General features: G+C 71.9%; 18 protein-coding genes. 8 read left to right on the forward strand and 10 right to left on the reverse strand.

Annotated features, from left to right (window positions below; translation table 11 throughout):
* The first annotated feature begins 379 nt into the window (after nt 1–379).
* Nucleotides 380–1,180 (forward strand): hypothetical protein, encoded by an 801-nt coding sequence (locus tag ACIQD7_RS06655; RefSeq protein WP_402440028.1) that lies wholly within the window; start codon nt 380–382, stop codon nt 1,178–1,180.
* Between the two features lie 614 nt (nt 1,181–1,794).
* The gene (locus ACIQD7_RS06660) at nt 1,795–2,157 is read left to right on the forward strand and encodes an STAS domain-containing protein (protein ID WP_402440031.1); all 363 of its coding nucleotides are present in this window, start codon (nt 1,795–1,797) and stop codon (nt 2,155–2,157) included.
* Between the two features lie 147 nt (nt 2,158–2,304).
* Here ACIQD7_RS06660 and ACIQD7_RS06665 read toward each other — a convergent pair whose 3' ends face one another.
* The 4 genes from ACIQD7_RS06665 to ACIQD7_RS06680 all read right to left on the reverse strand — a co-directional run bounded on the left by ACIQD7_RS06665 (nt 2,305) and on the right by ACIQD7_RS06680 (nt 5,201).
* Complete coding sequence (locus ACIQD7_RS06665; protein WP_402440034.1) at nt 2,305–2,601, reverse strand: hypothetical protein; 297 nt, start codon at nt 2,599–2,601, stop codon at nt 2,305–2,307.
* An 89-nt stretch (nt 2,602–2,690) separates the two neighbouring features.
* Nucleotides 2,691–3,209 carry a pyridoxamine 5'-phosphate oxidase family protein gene (locus ACIQD7_RS06670; protein WP_402440037.1) on the reverse strand — a complete coding sequence of 173 codons (519 nt, stop codon included), beginning with the start codon at nt 3,207–3,209 and terminating at the stop codon, nt 2,691–2,693.
* A 306-nt stretch (nt 3,210–3,515) separates the two neighbouring features.
* Nucleotides 3,516–4,100 (reverse strand): TIGR04222 domain-containing membrane protein, encoded by a 585-nt coding sequence (locus tag ACIQD7_RS06675; protein ID WP_402440040.1) that lies wholly within the window; start codon nt 4,098–4,100, stop codon nt 3,516–3,518.
* Nucleotides 4,101–5,027: 927 nt separating this feature from the next.
* Entirely contained in the window at nt 5,028–5,201 is a 174-nt protein-coding gene (locus tag ACIQD7_RS06680) for a hypothetical protein (protein WP_402440043.1), read from the reverse strand.
* Between the two features lie 1,024 nt (nt 5,202–6,225).
* On the opposite strand from ACIQD7_RS06680, the gene ACIQD7_RS06685 reads away from it, so the two are divergent.
* Together ACIQD7_RS06685 and ACIQD7_RS06690 are read left to right on the forward strand one after the other, a co-directional pair.
* Nucleotides 6,226–6,693 (forward strand): MSMEG_6728 family protein, encoded by a 468-nt coding sequence (locus tag ACIQD7_RS06685; RefSeq protein ID WP_402440046.1) that lies wholly within the window; start codon nt 6,226–6,228, stop codon nt 6,691–6,693.
* A gap of 54 nt (nt 6,694–6,747) precedes the next feature.
* On the forward strand, nt 6,748–7,929 hold the full coding sequence (locus ACIQD7_RS06690; RefSeq protein ID WP_402440049.1) for a spore photoproduct lyase family protein: 1,182 nt from the start codon (nt 6,748–6,750) through the stop codon (nt 7,927–7,929).
* Between the two features lie 468 nt (nt 7,930–8,397).
* Here the strand turns inward: ACIQD7_RS06690 and ACIQD7_RS06695 are convergent, their stop codons facing one another.
* On the reverse strand, nt 8,398–9,597 hold the full coding sequence (locus tag ACIQD7_RS06695) for an NAD(P)/FAD-dependent oxidoreductase (RefSeq protein ID WP_402440051.1): 1,200 nt from the start codon (nt 9,595–9,597) through the stop codon (nt 8,398–8,400).
* Between the two features lie 135 nt (nt 9,598–9,732).
* Nucleotides 9,733–10,683 carry an RNA polymerase sigma factor SigJ gene (gene sigJ / locus ACIQD7_RS06700; RefSeq protein WP_402440054.1) on the reverse strand — a complete coding sequence of 317 codons (951 nt, stop codon included), beginning with the start codon at nt 10,681–10,683 and terminating at the stop codon, nt 9,733–9,735.
* Between the two features lie 466 nt (nt 10,684–11,149).
* On the opposite strand from sigJ, the gene ACIQD7_RS06705 reads away from it, so the two are divergent.
* A complete protein-coding gene (locus ACIQD7_RS06705) occupies nt 11,150–11,554 on the forward strand; it encodes an ATP-binding protein (protein WP_402440057.1) in 405 nt (134 codons plus the stop codon).
* A gap of 182 nt (nt 11,555–11,736) precedes the next feature.
* Here ACIQD7_RS06705 and ACIQD7_RS06710 read toward each other — a convergent pair whose 3' ends face one another.
* Nucleotides 11,737–12,201, reverse strand: coding sequence for an ATP-binding protein (locus tag ACIQD7_RS06710; protein WP_402440060.1), 465 nt, complete (start codon nt 12,199–12,201; stop codon nt 11,737–11,739).
* A gap of 260 nt (nt 12,202–12,461) precedes the next feature.
* Between ACIQD7_RS06710 and ACIQD7_RS06715 the strand changes: the two genes are divergently transcribed.
* The 3 genes from ACIQD7_RS06715 (at nt 12,462) to ACIQD7_RS06725 (ending at nt 16,158) form a co-directional block, all read left to right on the forward strand.
* Nucleotides 12,462–12,689: a hypothetical protein gene (locus tag ACIQD7_RS06715; protein WP_402440063.1), complete on the forward strand. Its 228-nt coding sequence runs from the start codon at nt 12,462–12,464 to the stop codon at nt 12,687–12,689.
* A gap of 534 nt (nt 12,690–13,223) precedes the next feature.
* Nucleotides 13,224–13,520 carry an alpha-amylase gene (locus ACIQD7_RS06720; protein WP_402440065.1) on the forward strand — a complete coding sequence of 99 codons (297 nt, stop codon included), beginning with the start codon at nt 13,224–13,226 and terminating at the stop codon, nt 13,518–13,520.
* A 508-nt stretch (nt 13,521–14,028) separates the two neighbouring features.
* Nucleotides 14,029–16,158, forward strand: a complete 2,130-nt coding sequence (locus tag ACIQD7_RS06725; RefSeq protein WP_402440068.1) for a SpoIIE family protein phosphatase — start codon at nt 14,029–14,031, stop codon at nt 16,156–16,158.
* Nucleotides 16,159–17,012: 854 nt separating this feature from the next.
* Here the strand turns inward: ACIQD7_RS06725 and ACIQD7_RS06730 are convergent.
* The 3 genes from ACIQD7_RS06730 to ACIQD7_RS06740 form a co-directional block, all read right to left on the reverse strand.
* Nucleotides 17,013–17,222: a CsbD family protein gene (locus ACIQD7_RS06730; protein ID WP_402440072.1), complete on the reverse strand. Its 210-nt coding sequence runs from the start codon at nt 17,220–17,222 to the stop codon at nt 17,013–17,015.
* Between the two features lie 171 nt (nt 17,223–17,393).
* On the reverse strand, nt 17,394–17,810 hold the full coding sequence (locus tag ACIQD7_RS06735) for a hypothetical protein (RefSeq protein ID WP_402440074.1): 417 nt from the start codon (nt 17,808–17,810) through the stop codon (nt 17,394–17,396).
* Nucleotides 17,811–17,971: 161 nt separating this feature from the next.
* Complete coding sequence (locus ACIQD7_RS06740; RefSeq protein WP_402440077.1) at nt 17,972–18,427, reverse strand: SHOCT domain-containing protein; 456 nt, start codon at nt 18,425–18,427, stop codon at nt 17,972–17,974.
* Between the last annotated feature and the right edge of the window lie 693 nt (nt 18,428–19,120).

Here is a 19,120-nt window from a genome sequence, read left to right on the forward strand (position 1 = left end):
TCCCCGACCAGCTCTCCTTCGTTCATCCCGACGCCTTCGGCCACCGCAACGCCGCCGACCACGTCGAAGAGGCGATGCTGAACGCCATCAGCCGAAGCGCTTCACGCCCGGCGCCCCCGGCGACACCCCTGACGCACTGGCCTCCGGCGGCAGCCGGAGGCCAGTCGTCCATGCAGCCCCCTGGGCGGCGAGATTTCGGACGCGCGGTGCGCACCCAGGTCTCGCCCGCGCACCGCGGGAAGAGCCCAACGGCTGAAAAGGGCTCGTTCATTCGAAGGTGAAGAAACATTTCCGCTGTTCAAAGCCGTGTGCAACCCGGGACATGGTTCCGGTGCCCCTCTTCCCGGGGCTTGTCGATTCCACCCGGAGGTGGCCGTCCGTGGCCCTCATCATCGTCGTCGCCGTCCTGGCCCTGCTCGCCGGCCTGGCCGCCAACCGCTTCCTACGACCCAAGCTCCTGAGCGAGGACGACGACACCGGCATGGCCGTCAAGGACCTCGTCGGCCCCCTGCTGACCCTGACCGTGCTGCTGCTCGCCTTCGTCCTGGTCACCGCCAACGGCTCCTACGGCAAGGCCGAGGTCGCCTCGCGCGGTGAGGCGAAAGCCGTCGACCAGCTCGTCGAGGCCGCCGAATACGCCCCTGCCGTCCAGCGGGCCGAGATCCAGGCCGACGCCGTCTGCTACGCCCGCGCGGTGCGCACCCAGGAATGGCCCGCCATGTCCGACGGCAACGGCTCGGCCGCCCCCAGTGTGTGGTCCACCGACCTGCGCCGCGTCTTCCGTGAGGTGGAGGGCAAGCCGGTCTTCGGCATGCTCATCGCCGCCGACAACAAGCGCTCCGAAGAACGCGAGGAACGCCTGACCCAGGCCACCGCCAGCATCCCCAGCGCCATCCTCTGGTTCCTGCTCGCCACCCTGGTCATCACCGTCATGGCCCTCGGCATCTGCCTGCCCCGGCGCAACAACCGCGGCCAGATCATCACCCTCGTGGTCATCACCGCACTGCTCACCACCACGCTGTGCATCATCCGCGACGTCGACCGCCCCTTCGGCGGCATCATCAACATCGAACCCACGGCCATCACCGAAATCGAACGCCAGGCCACCCGCGACTTCCTCGCCAACCATCGAAGCAGCGACCTGCCCTGCGACGACCGGGGCAACCGCAAGAACGCCTGATCCGCGCCGCACCACCGGCCCCCGCGCAGGAACGGCCCGCACCGCGTCGGTGCGGGCCGTTCCACCACCCGAGGGCCTCCGGGAAGGGGGAAATCGGCAGGCCTTTTCCTGTCCAGAGCGAACCACATGCCCAGCCCCCCAGTGCCCCCGAAACCGTCACTCACACCCCTGGTCTCCCGGGAAACCGCCTGAGGCCGCCCGCGGCAGGAGGCATGTACGGGAGACGGCGTGCCGACCGGTGGACGTCGGACGCCGGGCGGTGCGCCGCGGGCGGCCTCAGGCGGTGCGGCACCGATCGCGGCGACCAGCGGGGGCAGGGTGCCGAGGTCGAGTTCCCCGTGCGGGGCGATGAGGGCACTGCCGCCGTCGAGCGCGCAGCCGGTGCGCATCGGGGATCCGCCGTCGAGGGGTCGGCCGCTCTCGCCACCGTCGCCACGGGTCCCGGCGGCCTCTTCTCGCCTCCTTCACGCGGGACGGCTTGCCCATTCCCCTGATCCTCGTGCGACGCAGACCGCCCCATGCGCGAATCCGGGTGCCTCTGGCATAGTCCAGTGAGACGGAATCATCCACGCGTGTCCCTGACAGGGGGCAGCTCAGATGCTGTTGAGGAGACCATGACCAGCCACGACAAAGCGGAGCGGCCCGCCCGGCTGTCCGCGGCGCACCGCGTGGTCGACGGCGTCCGCATCACCACCCTGCGCGGCGAGATCGACCACGACGAGAAGGACGCCCTGTACCAGGCCCTGCTGCCCGAAGGTGAGCCGGTGCTATCGGTCGTGGCCGACATGAGCGGTGTGACGTTCCTCGACTCCAGCGGCATCAACACCCTCCTCACCGTTCACCAGCAGATGGGCGACACACACGGCCGGCTGCGTATCGCCGCTCCCACCGACAACGTCCGGCGCGTCCTGGCCCTGACCGGCACCGACACCGTCATCGGCTGCCACCCCACCCTCGAGGACGCCCTGAACACCTGACACGGGCCACGACGCGTACCGAACACGAGGCGGCCGCCCCGGAAGACCCCGGGTGTCCGCCTCGCGCCGTACGGACACCGTCTACGACAGCTGTCCCGATGTCGTGCCCATTTCCTCGCCGACGTTCCGGCCTGCGGGGCGGGCGGTTCAGGGGGTGTCACCGGTGTGGCGCAACCGGCAGGCGATCCCCGGCCCCGGCTTGCGGAGCTCGCCGGGGCGCGGGTCGTACAACGAACGGCCGCCGGGCCACCGGCAGAGCTCGGTGGCCAGAGCGACACCGCCATCCACCTCCCCGCTCCGCCAGTCATGGATGTCCGGCAGGAGGCCGTCCAGCGGGCCGCCGACGAGTTCGGCGTAGGTCCGGCCCGGCCTCGGGCCCGGGTCGGGGTCGTCGTGGTCGTGGCCGTAGACCCGGCCGCGCAGCAGCTGCTCGTCACCGTTCATGTCGGCCGGCCTCCCAGCCTCCACCGACAGTCGGGCGGGGGGCGGCCCCGGGTCGCTGCTGTACCAGCGGGCCCCGGGCAAGGCCGTCGTCACGCACCGGTGAGCTGGTCGGGGTCGGGGGCGTAGACGGTCATCCAGTGCGGGTTCAGCCGGTAGTAGACGACCTCGCGGTTCCAGTCGAAGGCATCGTCGCCGTAGAAGTCCTTCAAGTAGGCCAGGAGTTCCTGCCAGTCGGCCGTGGCCCCGGCGTCCTCGGGGTTCAGTTCCTCCACCGTGCCGTGGGCGAACACACCGAGGTCCTCGCCGCGCATGTGCGCGACGCTGGCAGCCGGACGAGCCGCGAGATGGCGGGCCTTGGCGGCGTTGCGCGCCGTGCCGAAGTGCCACCGGCCGTGCAGGAAGTGCCCGTCGGCGCCGCTGATCCGCGGCTCGCCCTTTGCGGTCACCGTGGAGAGGGCGAGCGTGCACATGCCGGTGAGCACCCCGGTGAGCTGAGCCGCCGTGACGGTGCGGCCCTCCACGATCGAACGGAGGTGTGCGGTGGAGCCGGAGAGGGAGGAGTCGAGGAGGGACTGGAGCTTGTCGAGTTCTTCCGGGGTTTCGCGCATGCGTCCATCGTCGGCCGTAAACCCGACACCTTCTGTCGTCATTGACGAAGCAGCCGTGGGGTTGCTCCGCGTGGTTTGCGTTCGGTTCCGCGTGGGTGGCGACAGATGGCGGACGGACGCCGGGGCGACCGGGTCGAGCTCGCCAAGCGGGGAGTGGCGGCCCGGGGCGAGGACGTGCAGGGCCCTCCGGTGCACCGGCGTCCGGGTGACCGGTAGCAGGGCGGCGTCCTCGCCGAAGTGCGGCAGAACAGTGATCACCCCGCTCTGACAAGCTCCGGCGTGGCGGCCGGGTGGGGCCGGTCACGGCTACCAGTCACCGCCGCCACCGCCGAATCCACCTGCATCCGCGCTGCTGTCCGTGCCGTGACCACGGTCGTCGTCAAGGGCTTTGCCCATGCGGGTCAGGGCGCGCCCGAGGTCGCCGAGGGCAGGGTGGACGTCGAGCGGCCCGCGTCGGGCGGAGCCGGGAACGAGTGCGGCGGGGCCGCGAAGCGCGTACGCGGGCACCTGTCCCGCCGAGGCCGCGTCCGCGAGACGCCGTCGTCCGGCCCGGGTGGGCTTGCGTCGCCAGCGGCGCACGAGGCCCAGGGAAACGAGGCGACGGGCGATCACGTCGACTTCGGAGGAGTGTCCGACGGACTCGATGACCTCCCGGACCGGCTTGCTGCGCGGGCAGGCGACGACGACGGCGAGCTCCACCGGATGTTCGGGACGCTCCTCGCCGGTGACGCGCAGGCGGGCTGCACCCAGGGACAGCGTCCCGCGCTCCGTGAGGGACACGACAGCGCTCTCCGCGACCCGCAGACCACCGCCGGCGAGGTAGGCGTACTGGTACAGGTCCAGGTCCCCGCCGGCCCCGCCCGTGCCTCCGCGCCGGAACGTCCGTGTCATTCCGTGTCCCCCTCCGTCTCGCGTACCGTTCCGTCAGACGGCCGTCGTCCGCATGATCGCGGCGACACCGCCGCTTCGACGCGCCTTCGCCCACGTTCGGAGTTCCTCTTGAGCTTCGAGAGGCCGGAGGCAGCGGCCTCCGGGCCGGGAATCGGACTGGCCGCGTCACCGAAACCCACTGGTTCTTCCACCCCCGGCCGAGAGCGGCCGGGCTCTTCGAGTATCCCGCCCGGAGCCTCTGTCGGGTTCGAACCGACGGCCCCCGCTTCACGGGACCGGGAGAACGAGCCCGGGGCCGACCCGCACAGACGCCGCGGGACCCGATCGACACCGCAGAGCCCGACAACGGCACTCGTTCCCCGTGGTTCCCCGTACGATCCGGTACGGATGTGGGATGGCCCCGGACGGCGCCTGTGAGTGCCCCGGGACGGCGTCCGACCGCGCGCGGTCGGCTTCCGGGGCGTCCAGCCCTGTGGCGCAGTTGCGTCCCTGGCTTTGTCCGGGCGCGACCCGGTGCGAGTCCTGCACCCGACCGACGGCCAGGCTCCGCCGACGGACGAGAGTGCCGGATCGCGGAGCCGGCGGCTCTCGCCGTGGACAACGGTCCGGTGGAACGGCCACCGACCGAGAGCCTGCACGAGGCCGACGAACAGCGATACGCCGAGGACGCCCACAGCCACGGTCCCGACCACCAGCGAGGTCACGATCAATGCGACCGCCGTCGTGGCCCGCGTCCGTCTCGCGGCCGCCCCGTATGCGCTGTCGTCGCCCCACGCACCGTGGCGCAGGCGCGGTACCGGGCGCGACGCGTCGATGGATCGCCGGGTGGAGCTCCTCGTGGCCTCCGGCCGCCTGCTGACCACGTCGGCAACGGCCGACCGGGCCGGGCCGGCTGAGGTGGCCCGCAGACGGGCCCGGCGGAGTGTGTCAGGGTCCGGGTGTGGTCCCCCGCCGGATGGCGACGACCAGCACGGCAGCGGCCACGGCGCCGCCGACGGCCCACGGCACGCTGGGACGGAAGTCGTTCAGCTCGTACCCCACCACGCAGCACAGCAGGAACAGCAGCAGTCCGTAGACCAAGGCGAACCTTCTGGCTCTCATGCGGGCGACCCCCGAAGTTCTCGTCGTGACACGGGTGCGGGAGCCACATGACCCGTGGCCGACCGCCCCCCTCGGAACGCGGCCGATACCGCTCGAAGCGGAAGACGCGGTGCTTGCCGGTGCGGTTCACGGACCAGACCGCCGTGTTCCGCGCCGCGGGGGCTTTCGGTGAACGGGACGACCCCTACGCGGCGGCCCCCGTCGGCGACGGCGTCGCCGACGGGAAGAAGGACGACGACCCCGAACCGGCCGTCGTCCGGGTGGCTGTGGCCCTGGGCGCGGACCGTCCAGGTGACTTCGGTGACGGCCCGCGCCCCGGTCCACGGGCAGGTGGTGAGCGTCCGGTTCGCGGCCCGTCGGGCCCTTGCGGTCATGCGCGGCCGACGGGTCTGCGCGCGGGCCTGGCGGGGCCGGGAGGGGCAGCCCGGTGATGACGGGCTTCCTCGACGACCGCGGCGCGAGGGGAGCGACGGGCTTCTTCTGCGAGGGGGTGCGGGGAGGTCGGGTCGGCGGTACCTTCGGACCCTTGCCGTGCGGGGGCAGCGGTTCGTTCGCGGCAACCTCCTCGCACTCGCCTCCTCTCCTGGCAGTGGGCGTCGCCGTCTCACGGCTGATCCACCGAACCGTCTCAGCGGCCTCGCCGCCGGAGGACGAGGCCTCCGACCGGCACCCGCAGCAGAATCCGCACGTCGATGGACCGGGGGCCACCTCGATCACCACAGGACCGACCACTCCGGACAGGCCCCGTCCCCACGGAGGCGGGGGCGACGACGGCCCGGCGGGAGGTGCGGGAAGTCAGGGCTTCCGTCGGCTTCGAAGGAATTCCTTGACGTTCTCGGCCCGCTCCTCCCCCTTGCCCGCGGCCTCGCGCGCCTCGCCCTTGACCCGGTCGGTCCTGCCCCCGGCCTCGTCCGCCGCGGGACGGCTCCCTTACCGGATTCGAGTTCCTCTCCGAATTGGGGCAGACGCGTGAGTTCCCCTCACCGGGTCGGGAAGCGGGGCCGGGAGCGGGGAACAGGCACGTATGCAGACCTTTCTTCCGTACGAGAGTTTCTCCGACTCCGCCGCCGTGCTGGACCCGAGGCGGCTGGGCAAGCAGCGCGTCGAGGCGCTGCAGGTGTTCCGGGGACTGACCGTGCCGACGTACGGGTGGCGGCGGCATCCCGCGGTACGGATGTGGGCCGGATACGAGGAGGCGCTGGTGCGGTACGGCCTGGACGTCTGCGGTGCGTGGATCGGGCAGGGGCGGGCCGACACCTGCGCGGTGACCCTGCTGGACGACTACCGCGCCTGGCGGCCGTCGGGCACGGTGCGCGGGCAGGACGAGCTCGCGCGGGCGGGTGAGGTGCCGCCGTGGCTCGGCGACCCGGCGTTCCACCGCAGTCACCGTTCGGCGCTCGTGCGCAAGGACCCGGCGCACTACCGGGACCTCTTTCCCGGCGTGGCGGACGATCTTCCCTACGTGTGGCCGGCGTCCGACCGGGAGGGATGAGCGCGGGGGAACGTAGAATCGGGCAAAGGCATCGGAATCGGCAGCGGAGCGGGTATGGGACGGCGGCCTCGGGAACCGGGCAGGCAGGCCGAGGGGCTGTTCGGGGTGGAGGAGCTCGTCGCCGCGTCCGCGCCGACCGGGGCGGGCGAAGGGCGGGCGTTCCGGGACGGGCCCGGGGCGGCGCGGCTGCTGCGGGTGACGGAGATCCACGCGGAGCCGGGTGCCGCGGCGTCCTGGCGGGGGCGGCAGATCATCGCGCGGTTCCCCGGCGCCCGGCTCGTCGAGACGGACTCGCACTGGCGCATCCCGCACCTGCACGGCAACGGGGGGAACGTCGAGCGCTGGGTGCGGGTGAAGCGGGAGACGCTCGTCCTCGGCGAGCGCTCCTCCCTCACCGTCCGCCCCAACGGCCGCTCCGCCGATTGGATCGCTCCCGGACTGTCCAACGGCTGTGCCATGGCCTGCGCGTACTGCTACGTGCCGCGCCGCAAGGGGTTCGCCAACCCCATCACCGTCTTCACCAACGTCGAACGGGTCCTGGCCGCGATCGGCCGGCACATCGCCGCGACCGGACCGAAGAAGGAACCCAACCAGTGCGACGAACGGGCGTGGGTGTACGACGTCGGTGAGAACGGCGACTGCGCCGTGGACGACCTGATCAGCGACAACACCGCCGACCTCGTACGAGCCTTCCGCCGCTGGCCCACCGCCAAGGCGTCCTTCGCGACCAAGTTCGTCAACCCCGACCTGCTGCGGCTCGACCCCCGCGGGCGCACCCGGGTCCGCTTCTCGCTCATGCCACCGGACGACTCCCGGCTCCTCGACATCCGCACCAGCCCCGTCCCCGACCGTCTGGAGGCCGCCGGCGACTTCCTGGACGCCGGGTACGAAGTGCACTTCAACCTGTCGCCGGTGGTCGTCCGGCCCGGGTGGCGGGACGCCTGGAGCGAGCTGTTGCGGATGATGGACGACGTGCTCCCGCGGCGGGTGAAGGACCAGGCCGCGGCGGAGATCATCATGCTCACCCACAACGAGGACCTGCACGGGGTCAACCTGGGCTGGCACCCGCGCTCCGAGGACGTTCTGTGGCAGCCGGATCTCCAGCAGCCCAAGAGGTCGCAGAACGGCGCCCTGAACGTCCGCTACCGCACCCCGGTCAAGCACGAGGCCGTCGAGGCGCTGACCGGCATGATCGCGGAACGGACGCCGTGGCTGCGCGTGCGCTACGCCTTCTAGTGCTCCGGCGGCGGACGGTGTCCTGAGCCGGTTCTCCGCCGCTGGTCGCCGTGCGGGGCGAGCGCCCGGTGTCGTCGCCGCGGTGGGACGGGTCCGGTGCGTGATCTCGGGGACCGCGCCGGATCCTGGTCGAGGGCGGGAGGTGTTCCGGGAGCCTTCGGACCTCCGCCACGGCGGGGTGACGATGCCCACGGGGTCGTTTCCGCGGCCTTTACCGCAGCGGTGGCGAGCCCGGCCGGGAAAGCGCGGGTGAGCACGACGAGGGTGACGTGCCGGTACCGGCCGACGTGGCGGCGGACCTCCTACTCGTCCCGAGCGCGCTCCTTCTCGGCGACCTGGGGGCACTCCTCGACCGCCCGCTCCGTGCCGGTCGCTCCCCGCGAGGTCGACAACGGCGCGGGCCGGCGGCACGCGAAGGGAGCGCCCCACTTCGTACGAGCGCGGGAAACGCCCGGTCTCCGCCTCGGGTCAGGCGGCCGTCGTGGCGGTCGGCTCGCCGACCACCCGCCGCCCGCGCGAGAGCACGGTGGCTCCCGGGTTGGCCACGGCCCAGGCCGCCGCCCTGCAGACCAGTTCCTTGTAGAACGCCGCCGTCCGGCCGGTCAGAACCTGCTCCTTCGAGGTGTCGTCGGCGGTGACGAACTGGATCAGACCGTCCTTGCGGCCCAGCGAGATGCACTGGTTGAAGTAACGCAGCGGCACCTTCGGCCGCTTCAGACCCGTCAGCTCCGCCGCGATGGCGTCCACGGCCTGCCAGGCCATCGGGGTGCCCGTGGCGCAGCTCATGCGCAGCGGCTTGCCGGCGTCGCCCGTCGCGCGGCCCGCGTCGCCGCCCACGTAGACCTCGGGGTGCGAAACCGAGCGCATCATGGCGTCGACCACGATCTGACCGCTCTCGGTCACCTGCAGGCCGCCGGCCCGGGCGATCGGATGGGTCGCGAAGCCCGTGGTCCACACGGTCGCATCGGTCGCGATGTCCTCGCCGTCCGCGGTCCTCACCCGGTCCGCTTCGACGGCGGTGACCGTGGTGTGCTCGTGTGCCGTGATGCCGAGGTCGCCGAAGACCTTGCGCACGTGTGCCGCGCCCTTCCGGCTCAGCCAGTCACCGAGCCCACCGCGTGCGGCAAGGGCGACGTCGAGGTCCGGGCGGGACTCCGCGATCTCGGTGACGGCCTCGATGCCGGTGAGCCCGCCGCCGACGACCAGGACCTTCCGGCCCGGCGCGAGGGAGTCCAGGTGCGAGCGCAGACGCAGCGCACCGGCCCGGCTCGAGATCTCGTGGGCGTACTCGGCGGCGTTCTGGACGCCGTTGTCGTTCCAGCGGCTTCCGAGTGCGTAGAGGAGGGTGTCGTACACGAGTTCCTCCTCGCCCGCGGCGCTCTCGACCCGTACGGACCTGCGGTCCGCCTCGAGGGCGGTCACCTTCGCGACCTTCAGCCGTACACCGCTGCCCTCGAACATCACGTCGAAGGGCCGGTGCCCGAGTTCCTGGCCGGTGGCCAGCTGGTGGTTGCGGACCCGCTCGACGAAGTCCTCTTCGGCGTCGACAAGGGTGATCTCGACGTCGTCGCGGTGCAGACGCTTGGCGAGACGGCCTGCCGCGGAGGCTCCGGCATAACCGGCGCCGAGGACGAGGACGCGGTGCTTGCGGGTGATTCCAGCAGTCATGGTCATGCTCCTGCTCTCAGGCGGTCCGGCCGCCTTCCGGGTCCGCTCTTTCGCGGTCACGCCCCTTGAACCGGACAGCCTTCGGATTCCTGACAAGAGCCGGACGTGACCCGCGCCACACCGGCGGACGGGTGCCTACCAGCCGGTCATGACCAGCGGTTCTCCCCGCCCGGTCGACGCCCAGAGCGCAGTGGCCCGCTCCAGCTTGTCCGGGTTGACCTGACTGCGGACCGCGACGATGCCCTCCTCGCCGTACTCCAGGCACATGATCCCGAAGACCCGCCCTTCGACCACGAAGACGAGGGCCGGGGAGCCGTTTGCCGTCGTCGCGTAGACCTCCGGGGCGGCGCCGCCGAGCATACGGCGCTTGCTCTCGGCCGGCTTGAACAGTCCGCGCAGGAACTTCGCCACCGCGAGAGCGCCCTCGAACGGCGTGGCCTTCGCCGGAACCTTCCCGCCGCCGTCACCGACCGCGACGGCATCGGAGGTCAGCAGCCTCACCAGCGGCTCGGTCCGCCCGCTGGTCGCGGCGGCCAGGAATTCCTCGACGATCCGTTTCGCCGCGGCCTCGTCGACCTCGGTGCGCGCCTTGCCCCCGGCGACGCGCTTCCTGGCCCGCGAGAGGATCTGCTGGCTCGCGGCCTCGTTGATGTCGAGGGCCTCGGCGATCTCGCGATGCCCGTACGCGAAGGCTTCCTTCAGGACGTACACCGCGCGCTCGTTGGGCGTCAGCCGCTCCAGCAGCGTCAGCACGGCGTACGAAACCGATTCGCGCTGTTCGGCCGTGTCGGCCGGGCCGAGCATCGGGTCGCCTTCGAGCAGGGGCTCGGGCAGCCACTGGCCGACGTAGGCCTCGCGGCGGACGCGGGCCGAAGCGAGCTGGTTGAGGCAGAGGTTGGTGAGCACCTTGGTCAGCCAGGCGTCGAGGACCTCGATCCGCCCGATGTCGGCCGCCTGCCAGCGCAGGTACGTCTCCTGCACGAGGTCCTCGGCCTCCGCCGACGAACCCAGCATCCGGTAGGCGATCGCCTCCAGGCGGGGGCGGGCGGCCTCGAAGCGCTCCACGTCGGTCGTCGTCGGCGGCATGCGACCGATCCTAACGTGATCTTCGCCCCGTGCGGCAGGGGCGCGAAGCGGTCGGCCTCCCGAGCGCCCGCCGCTGGAAGCACCCCCTCTTCGGCAGCAGCGGCCCAGGGCCGGGGGATGATGTGCAGGGCGGCAACCGCGACGGGGCGGTCACGCTGCGAAGGCCCGGGCCGGGAGGGGCCCGTGCGGTCCCGTTCTCGCCGGCCGGAGCGGACGGTGACGGATCGGGCAGGTGTCCCCGGCCGCCCGGCGTACGACAGCGGTGGGAGGAGCGGGCTGGTTCGCGGCGGGCCCGGGTGCGGCCACGACGGACGGCCGTTCGCCGTTCTCCACGGGTTCCGTATGCGTGGAAGCGGATATCGAGGGTAAGGGGGCTTCGGTCTTATGGGACGTGAGAATGGGGCTGGCAGTGGAGCACATCGGTAACCGCGCGGACCGACGTCCGGATCGGGGTGGGGCCGTTTCGGTGTCCGGAGCGTTCGAGGGCAGTGCGGGCACCGCGGCCGCCCGCGACCTCGCCTGCCGCTTCCTCACCGATGTCCAGGCCGTCCACGGCCTGCCGGTCGACGAGACGGCGATGGACATCGTGCAGTTGGTGGTCAGCGAGCTGATGACCAACGCCAGCAAGTACGCCCCCGGCCCCAGCGTGCTGGCCCTAGACGTCGAGAAGGGCGCGGTAGAGGTGAGCGTGTGGGACGGCAATCCCACCCCGCCGGTGATCCTTCCGCCCGATCCCACCCGCGTCGGTCGGCACGGGCTGGAAATCGTCATCAAGCTCGCCCACGGCTTCGCCGTCCACCGCACGCCCCTCGGCAAAAGGATCACCGCCACCATCGCCCTGACCGACGATCCCCTGGCCGTCGGCCTGTAGGAGCCTTCGAACAACCGTCCGGGCGTGGCCGGGATCCCCGCCGGGCCCGTCCCGGCGCCGGGGACCGGGACGTCCGCCGGAACAACACCCGGACCGGGGAGAGCGGCGCCCGCACGTATCCGTAGGACTTCGAGGACGGCCGGGACGGAGACCCGCGCGAGGAGGGCCGCCGGGCCGGGCCCTTACGCCGGGTCGGGCACCTGGGTCAGGGCGATACGCGCGGTGATGCGCTTGCCGACCGGCTCCCGTTCGACGAACAACCTCTCGGCGACCCTCTTGATGATCTCCAGACCGTGCTGGCCCACCCTTCCGGGGTCCGCGGCGCGTACCGTCGGAACAGCCGGGTCGCTGTCCCACACCACGACGTCCACGCCGTCGGCACCGATGCGCAGCTGCATCAGGAGGGGCCCCAGGGCGTACTTGTGGGCGTTGGTGACCAGTTCGCTGACGACCAGTTCGGTCAGGTCCCGCACCCGCTGCGAGATCGGCAGGCCGTACTCGGTGCGCATCCGGTCCAGGAAGACCCCGGCATGGCGCCGGGCGGCCGCGATGCGGTTGCCACCGCCCTCCAGCGTGTAGTCGGCCCGCGCCAGGTGCCCTTCCGAAGGGAGCTTGGCAGCATCGTCATAACCGGCATCGAGTTCCACGGTGTCCGTCCTCCTCCACGTTCACGCGACGCGCCTACCCGCTCCGCTGATGCCCACTCGGCTTCGCCGGGATCGTCCGTGGGGCCGTCCGGGGGCGGCCGGGCCCGGTCGGGCCCGGCCGGGCGGGGCCCGATCGCCCGTGCACGCCCGGACGCGGGCAAGCCGGAGCGCGGTCGAGGAGACGCACGACCGGCAACGAGGAGAAGGACCGCGCCGAACGGCCGTCCGCGGCCCACCGCGGAGTCGGCGGCATCCGCGTCGTGTCCCCGCGAGGGGAGATCGACCACACCGCCGAGGACGCCCCGACCGACGTCACGGCGCTCCAGGACGATGCGGAACCGCCGTCATGGGTCGTGGCGGACCTGGCGGGCGTGACCTCTACGGACTCCGGCGGCGTCAACGCCTTCGCCCACCCGTACCCGACCGCCGAGCAGGACGGGCCGCGCATCACCGGCACCCGGAGACCGCCCGACGCGTCCCGCGCCTGATCGGCGTCGACCACCATCCCGCCGTCGCACAAGCCTCGAACGGCTGACACGGCAGCACGTCGTGAAACGCGGGACAGGGGCGGTCGCCCAGGGTGTCCGGACGACCGCCCCTTCGCCTCACCGGACCCCACGTCTCCGCCATCTTCACCGGTCGGCGGGACGACCCGGAAGAAGCCGTCCGACTCGACGGGTGGCACCTGCAGGTGCCGGGACGTCACATGGTCCACGTCATCGCCGCCGTCCCACCTCCCCCGCACGTCACCGACCTCCTCGGCCCCCGTCCGCACCCGTGCGGCCGGGGAGCGGAGCGATTCGGTCTCCCCCGGCCTCCACGCCCTGTCGCCGAACGCCCACAGGAAGAGGATGAAAACTCTTTCAATCCTGTCAATCGCGGTTGAGCTGGTTGAATGCACACGGAAGGGGATCTTGACTGAAAAGCTTTGCAGAAAATTGCATCACGGTCCCCGCGCACCGAGGATGCGAGGCATGGCACACCACACGACACGCAGAGCGCGTCCCCGCTTTCTCGTCCCCGTGACCGCGGCGGGTCTCCTGATGTCCCCGGCCGCCGCCCCGGCCGCCGGGGCGGCCACCGGCTCACCGGCTCCGGAGTGCGTGGAGCACTTCCAGGGCTGGCGCTACACCGACGTGCACAACGGGTGCGGCGACACCGTCTCCGTCACGGTCACGTACACGAACGGCCAGTGGGCCCCGTGCCGCGTGATCGAACCCGGCGGCCGGGCGGCCTTCTCCGGCTACGGGACGGAGGGCAACCACGTCACGGGATTGCGAACGTGCGATCCCGCCGCCGTCACCACCGACGGCCCCTGAGTCCGGGGCCACGGACGGAGAAGGCTGGAGACGCCCCCGCGGAAGGCGCCGACCATGCGGCGGCCGGGTCGGACGCCTGTCGGCCCACTCGTATCCGCAGCTCGCCGGGTGCGTTTGGACGAGCTGCAGGTGCGGCTCGGGGCGGGACTTCCCGGGGGCGGTGGAAGCCGTCATCGGAGACGCTGTCGAGACGTGCGTACCGCTCATCAGTCGACGACACGCGTCGGGCGAAGCTCAGACGGCCCCTTCCGGCCGCTCCCATGAGTCGTGCGTACCGACCGGCGGGACGACAGGGTCCGCAGCCCCTTTCGTCACCGGCGTGAGCGGCGCCGACGTCAGGGACCGCGTGGTGCGGCGGGGAAAGGCGCATGGCCGGTCGGCACCCGAGGAAGGCGGGGCCGTGCGACGCGTTCACCGCTTGCCGGGGCCGCGCCCGTACTCACGACGATCCCCCGGACGTTCTCATTTCTCTGCCATCAGGCCCTTTGCCCTTCGACGTCTTAATGTCATGGGTGTGGGTGTCGAAGGGACCACGTTCGACGGCTGGGCGTCCATGGAGCAGATGCTCAGCGGCACGGTGCAGCGCACGGGGGCGGTGGCGGCGGGCGTGTACCTGTTGTCCCCGGACGAGCCGGTGCTGGGTCTGATGGCAATATGCGGCCTGCCCCCGAGGACGGTGGCACCGTGGTGGAGGGTCTCGGTCTCGGCCGCGGGCCCGTTGTCCGAGGCGGTGCGGGAGGACCGCCTCGTGTGGGTGGGGCGGCAGGAGGACATGGCCCGCCTGTACCCGAACGCGGCGGCCGGGCTGCCGTACCAGTTCGCGCTGGGCTTCGCCCCCCTGCGGGGAGCCCGCCGGTGGGGAGCCCTGGCGCTGGTGTGGACCCACGACCACCCGCCTTCGCTGACCCGTCGCGAACGTGGTCACGTCCTGTCCAGCGCCAACCGGATCACCCGGGTGCTGGACCGGGCGCCGGGCGCCTGGAGCGTTCCGGAGGAGCCGCGCGCCGTGCTTCCGCTCCGGCCGGAACCGGACCCGGCGCAGACCGGACTCGCCGCCGACGACCTGTTGCAGCGGTTGCCCGCAGGCGCCCTCGGCTTCGACCTGCAGGGCCGCATCACCTACCTCAACGACGCCGCCGCCCGGCTGCTCGGACGCAACGCCGACGATCTTCTCGGCACCCTGCCGTGGCAGTCCGTGCCCTGGCTCGACGCCCCGGTCCACGAGGACCACTACCGCGCCGCCGTCTTCGGCCGCGAGCCCGTCGCCTACACCGCGCCGGGCCCGGGCGACCGCTGGCTCGACATCCGGCTCTACCCGGGTGAGAGCGGCATCAGCGCCTTCCTCTCCCCCAGGACCCGCGAGCCGGCGGCCGGCACTTCGCCGCCCCGCGTCACCGCGGCGCAGGAGAACCCGCCGGGGAGGGCCGGTACGGGGCGGATCCACCAGCTGATCCACCTGGCGGCCGCCCTGAGCCAGACCGTCACCGTGGCCGACGTCGTCGACACGGTGGCCGACCAGATCCTGCCCGCCTTCGGGGCACAGGGCATGGTCGTCTCCGCCGCCGACGCCGGCCGCCTGAGGATCACCGGGCACCGCGGCTACGACCCGCGCACCGTCGCCCGCCTGGACGGCCTGCCCCTGGACACCGAAGTCACCCCCGCCGGCCACGTCCTGCGCAGCGGCGTCCCGGCCTTCTACGCCAGCCCCGCCGAGATGTCCCGCGCCCATCCGCGGGCGCCCGCGCTCAGCGGCAAACAGGCCTGGGCGTTCCTTCCCCTGCTCGTCTCCGACCGCCGCGTCGGCTGCTGCATCCTGTCCTACGACCGCCCCCGCCTCTTCGGCGCGGGCGACCGCGCCGTCCTGGTGTCACTGGCCGGGCTCATCGCCCAGGCCATGGACCGTGCCCTGCTGTACGACGCCAAGCACGACCTCGCCCACGGGCTGCAACAGGCCCTCCTGCCGGCCGCCCTGCCCCGCGTCCCCCTCCTCGACGTCGCCGCCCGCTACCTGCCGGCCGCCCACGGCGTCGACGTCGGCGGCGACTTCTACGACCTGATCCGTCTCGGCGACACCGCGGCCGCCGCCGTCATCGGAGACGTACAGGGCCACAACATCAAGGCCGCGGCCCTCATGGGCCAGGTCCGCACCGCCGTCCACGCCACCGCAGGAGCGGCGCCCGGCGACGTCCTGGCCCGTACCAACCGCGTCTTGATGGACCTCGAGACCGACCTGTTCGTCTCCTGCCTGTACCTCCACATCGACCTGGCCGGACGGCGCCTCCACCTGGCCAGCGCGGGACACCTGCCCCCGCTCCTCCACAGCCACGACCCCGTACCGCACACCGTCGCGCTCCAGGCGGAGCCCGGCCCCCTCCTCGGCATCCACCCGTGCACCGAGGCCGACTACCCCGTCACCGCCGTCCCGCTGCCGCCGAAAGCCCTCCTCGCCCTCTACACCGACGGCCTCGTGGAAACCCCCGGCACCGACATCACCGACTCCATCGCCGCCCTCGCCCACCACCTCACCCGGAACGCCGGCCGGCCGCTGGACGACCTGGCCGAGAGCCTCCTTCACCACACGGGCCTCCGGCACATCCGCACGGACGACACCGCCCTGCTCCTGCTGCGCGGCCGCTGATGCACGGAGAGCCAACGGTCGTGCCGCAGCAGGCACGGCCGATGGGGGCGCTCCGCACGCGGATGCGAGGTCCGGCGCGTCCCGCGCGCGGGTGCCGCCAGGCCCTTCCGCGAGCAGGTCCTGAGGGGCGCTGGGGGGGATCGGCGGCGCACCGCTCGTCCGACCGGCCAGGTGGAAGCAGCGTGGAGGAGCCGGTGGACCGGACCGGAGGACCTCGCAGGCAGCACCAGCCGTGGATCCGTGCCGTCACACGGCTCCGCGAGCCCCGCCGAGTGCCGTTCCGTCACCGGGGAGGACGCCCCGGGTGATCGGTGCCGACGGCTTCGCCGCGCGCGGCGCCACCGGTACGAGCACCTTCGCCGGCGCCGGACCGGTGAACCCGCCGTTCCCGTCCGGCAGTCCTTCCAGAAGATCAGGCTCTCGGCCTCACGGGCCGTTCCGGCCTCCTGCGCACGTACACGGGCCGAAGGCGCGCGGAGGCCGACCGCAGCCGCGTCTCCCCGCACAGGCCGGCTCGGATCCTCTCTGCCGGGTCCGGCGACCTCGACGCACGCGGTCCGTCGGGTCGTACCGAATCGTTCGCGTCCGGTGCCTCTTGTGCGAGCTTCTCGCTGGTGCCGACCCCTTCGAGGGCGCTGCGCGACCGGGTTTCGGAGAAGAAGGGCACGCCGCTCCGGAGATCGACGGCTGCCCGGCTCTTCGCACTGTCCGGAACCGCCGGATTCCGTTCCGCGTCCGCCAGGCGATCCGCGTCGCCCGGGAGGCGACACGAACGGTCCCGCTGGGGGCACCCCGTTTGACCGGATCAGAGGCGAAGTGCGCGCTCACGCCCTTCGGCGGCAGGCCGGACGGCATCATCCCCTCCGTTCCGATCCCCCTCGGGAGCGCTTCCGCTTGAATGAATCCCTCACACCGCGGGCGCGCTCACGGGCCTCTTCGAGGGTTTCCTGAGCCTTCGCTCTCGCCTGGTCGGTCTTCCCTTCGGTCTCCAGTCTTCGATCACCGAAGGCCTTTCCGGTGATCTCCTTGATTTTTCCCTTGATCTTTTCCGTGGCGCCACCCATCCCCGCACTCCTCCATCTGGTTTGTCCAGCGACTCGACTCACGTCGGGACCACCGCGAACGAGAACTGATTTTCAGGTGTGGAGACCTTCCTGCAGAACGTCCGGGAAGAGCCCCGGCCGTAGCGGCCGCAGCCCGCCACGGGGCCGGGGCGGCAAGGCGGGTGCTTGGAGTCAGCGCAGGGCGGTGCCGTCCCGCCTGACCGTGCACAGGGCCCAGATGACGACCGCGGACATGGCGATCATGAGGATCGACCAGGCGGGATAGTAGGGCATCGACAGGAAGTTCGCGATGATGACGAGTGCCGCGATGCCCACTCCGGCGACGCGTGCCCACGTGGCCGTCGCGTACAGCCCGAAGCTCACCAGGAGGGCGACGATGCCGAGGACGAGGTGGATCCAGCCCCACGACGTCAGGTCGAACTCGAAGACGTAGTTCGGCGTCGTGAGGAAGACGTCGTCCTCGGCGATCGCCATGATCCCCCGGAAGACGCCGACGAGGCCGGTGATGCCGAGCATGACGGCGGCGAAGACGGTGAGTCCTCCCGCCCACGTCTGGCGGGCGGAGCCGGTGGAGTGCGTGGTGGTCATGGGGATACCTCGCTTCGTGAAGTGAGAACGGGGGCGTCGCTCCTCCTCGGGCCTCCTTCCCGGCAGTGGTCGCTGCGGCTGCGGGAAGGAGGCGAACGCCGGTACGGTGGGACGGTCCCTTTCCGAAGACCGTTCACCGCGGTGAGCGGTCTGTAGTGGGTTCAGCGGCCGGCGGTGGGCCGTGACGACTGCGAGGCCGCGGCGGGCGGGCCGTTGGCCAGGATCAGGGTCTTCGCGCGGCGGAACTCCTCATCCGTGATGTCTCCCTTCGATCGCAGCTCGGACAGCCGGGCCAGTTCGTCGACGCTGCCGGAACGGGCGGAGCCGGAGGCGGTCTCGCGGATGTAGGAGTCGAATTCCTGCTGCTGGGCGCGTGCCTGGGCGATCTCGCGGCGGCCCATGTCCCTGCCGCGGGCGATCACGTACACCAGGATCCCGAGGAACGGGAGGAGAACGACGAAGGCCAGCCAGCCGGCCTTGGCCCATCCGTTCATGTCGTGGTCGCGGAAGATGTCCGTGATGATCCTGAAGAGCAGCACGAACCACAGGATCCACAGGAAGAACCAGAACATGCTCCAGAAGACGCTGAGCAGCGGAAAGTCGTAGGCCAGGTGCATGTTCGCTCTCCGTTTCGGAACCGGGGCGGCCGCCGGGCGGGGCCCGGACATCTGACGGGGCCGGTCGTGCGCGTGGGGGTACGGCCCTGGGGTCGGATCACCGGGCCCTCCGGGTCGGGTGGCGTCGGTTTTCTCGTGTGGGCCCGAGCGCCCTGCCGGGTCGGGGGCGGTCCTGGCCAGGCCCAGGAAGACGAGCCGGAGGCCGATCAGCCGGGTGAGGACCCGGGTGGAGTCGGCGGAGAACGAGCACCACGATGCCGGCGATGACACCGAGGACGGCGGCCGCGGCGACCGGGCCCCGGCGCGGCGGACCCTCCGCGGCGAGGGCGCCGTACCGGGCGATGGGTCCGCGGGCCAGCCAGGCGGCGACCATGACGAGGAGGAGCGCGGCGATCGTTTCGCCGGCGCCCCGGGGGTCGAAGGCTGTGACGACGCGGAAGCCTCCGGCGGCCGGGAGGTACGGGCCGGTCAGTGCGTCCAGGACGTGGGAAGCCGATTCAGGCCAGACAGGAGGTACGACGCCCCACGCTGATGCGGTGAGCGCCCCCGCGAGGAACCAGGCCCGAGAAGCGGCCGGCCGAACGGGACGGTCCACCGGTTCGGAACCGGAAAGAGAGAGGACTGCCTCCGTTCCGGAATCCCGACCGGAACGAGGCGCACCTTCGAACGGAGAGGTCACGCTCACTCCTCCCG

The sequence above is a fragment of the Streptomyces sp. NPDC093071 genome (assembly GCF_044754545.1).
Classification (GTDB): Bacteria; Actinomycetota; Actinomycetes; order Streptomycetales; family Streptomycetaceae; genus Streptomyces.

Coding starts and splice junctions, on each gene's coding strand:
- ACIQD7_RS06660 (WP_402440031.1), top strand. CDS start 1,795: ATGACCAGCCACGACAAAGCGGAGCGGCCCGCCCGGCTGTCCGCGGCG.
- ACIQD7_RS06665 (WP_402440034.1), bottom strand. CDS start 2,601: ATGAACGGTGACGAGCAGCTGCTGCGCGGCCGGGTCTACGGCCACGAC.
- ACIQD7_RS06670 (WP_402440037.1), bottom strand. CDS start 3,209: ATGCGCGAAACCCCGGAAGAACTCGACAAGCTCCAGTCCCTCCTCGAC.
- ACIQD7_RS06675 (WP_402440040.1), bottom strand. CDS start 4,100: ATGACACGGACGTTCCGGCGCGGAGGCACGGGCGGGGCCGGCGGGGAC.
- ACIQD7_RS06680 (WP_402440043.1), bottom strand. CDS start 5,201: ATGAGAGCCAGAAGGTTCGCCTTGGTCTACGGACTGCTGCTGTTCCTG.
- ACIQD7_RS06685 (WP_402440046.1), top strand. CDS start 6,226: ATGCAGACCTTTCTTCCGTACGAGAGTTTCTCCGACTCCGCCGCCGTG.
- ACIQD7_RS06690 (WP_402440049.1), top strand. CDS start 6,748: ATGGGACGGCGGCCTCGGGAACCGGGCAGGCAGGCCGAGGGGCTGTTC.
- ACIQD7_RS06695 (WP_402440051.1), bottom strand. CDS start 9,597: ATGACTGCTGGAATCACCCGCAAGCACCGCGTCCTCGTCCTCGGCGCC.
- sigJ (WP_402440054.1), bottom strand. CDS start 10,683: ATGCCGCCGACGACGACCGACGTGGAGCGCTTCGAGGCCGCCCGCCCC.
- ACIQD7_RS06725 (WP_402440068.1), top strand. CDS start 14,029: ATGGGTGTGGGTGTCGAAGGGACCACGTTCGACGGCTGGGCGTCCATG.
- ACIQD7_RS06730 (WP_402440072.1), bottom strand. CDS start 17,222: ATGGGTGGCGCCACGGAAAAGATCAAGGGAAAAATCAAGGAGATCACC.
- ACIQD7_RS06735 (WP_402440074.1), bottom strand. CDS start 17,810: ATGACCACCACGCACTCCACCGGCTCCGCCCGCCAGACGTGGGCGGGA.
- ACIQD7_RS06740 (WP_402440077.1), bottom strand. CDS start 18,427: ATGCACCTGGCCTACGACTTTCCGCTGCTCAGCGTCTTCTGGAGCATG.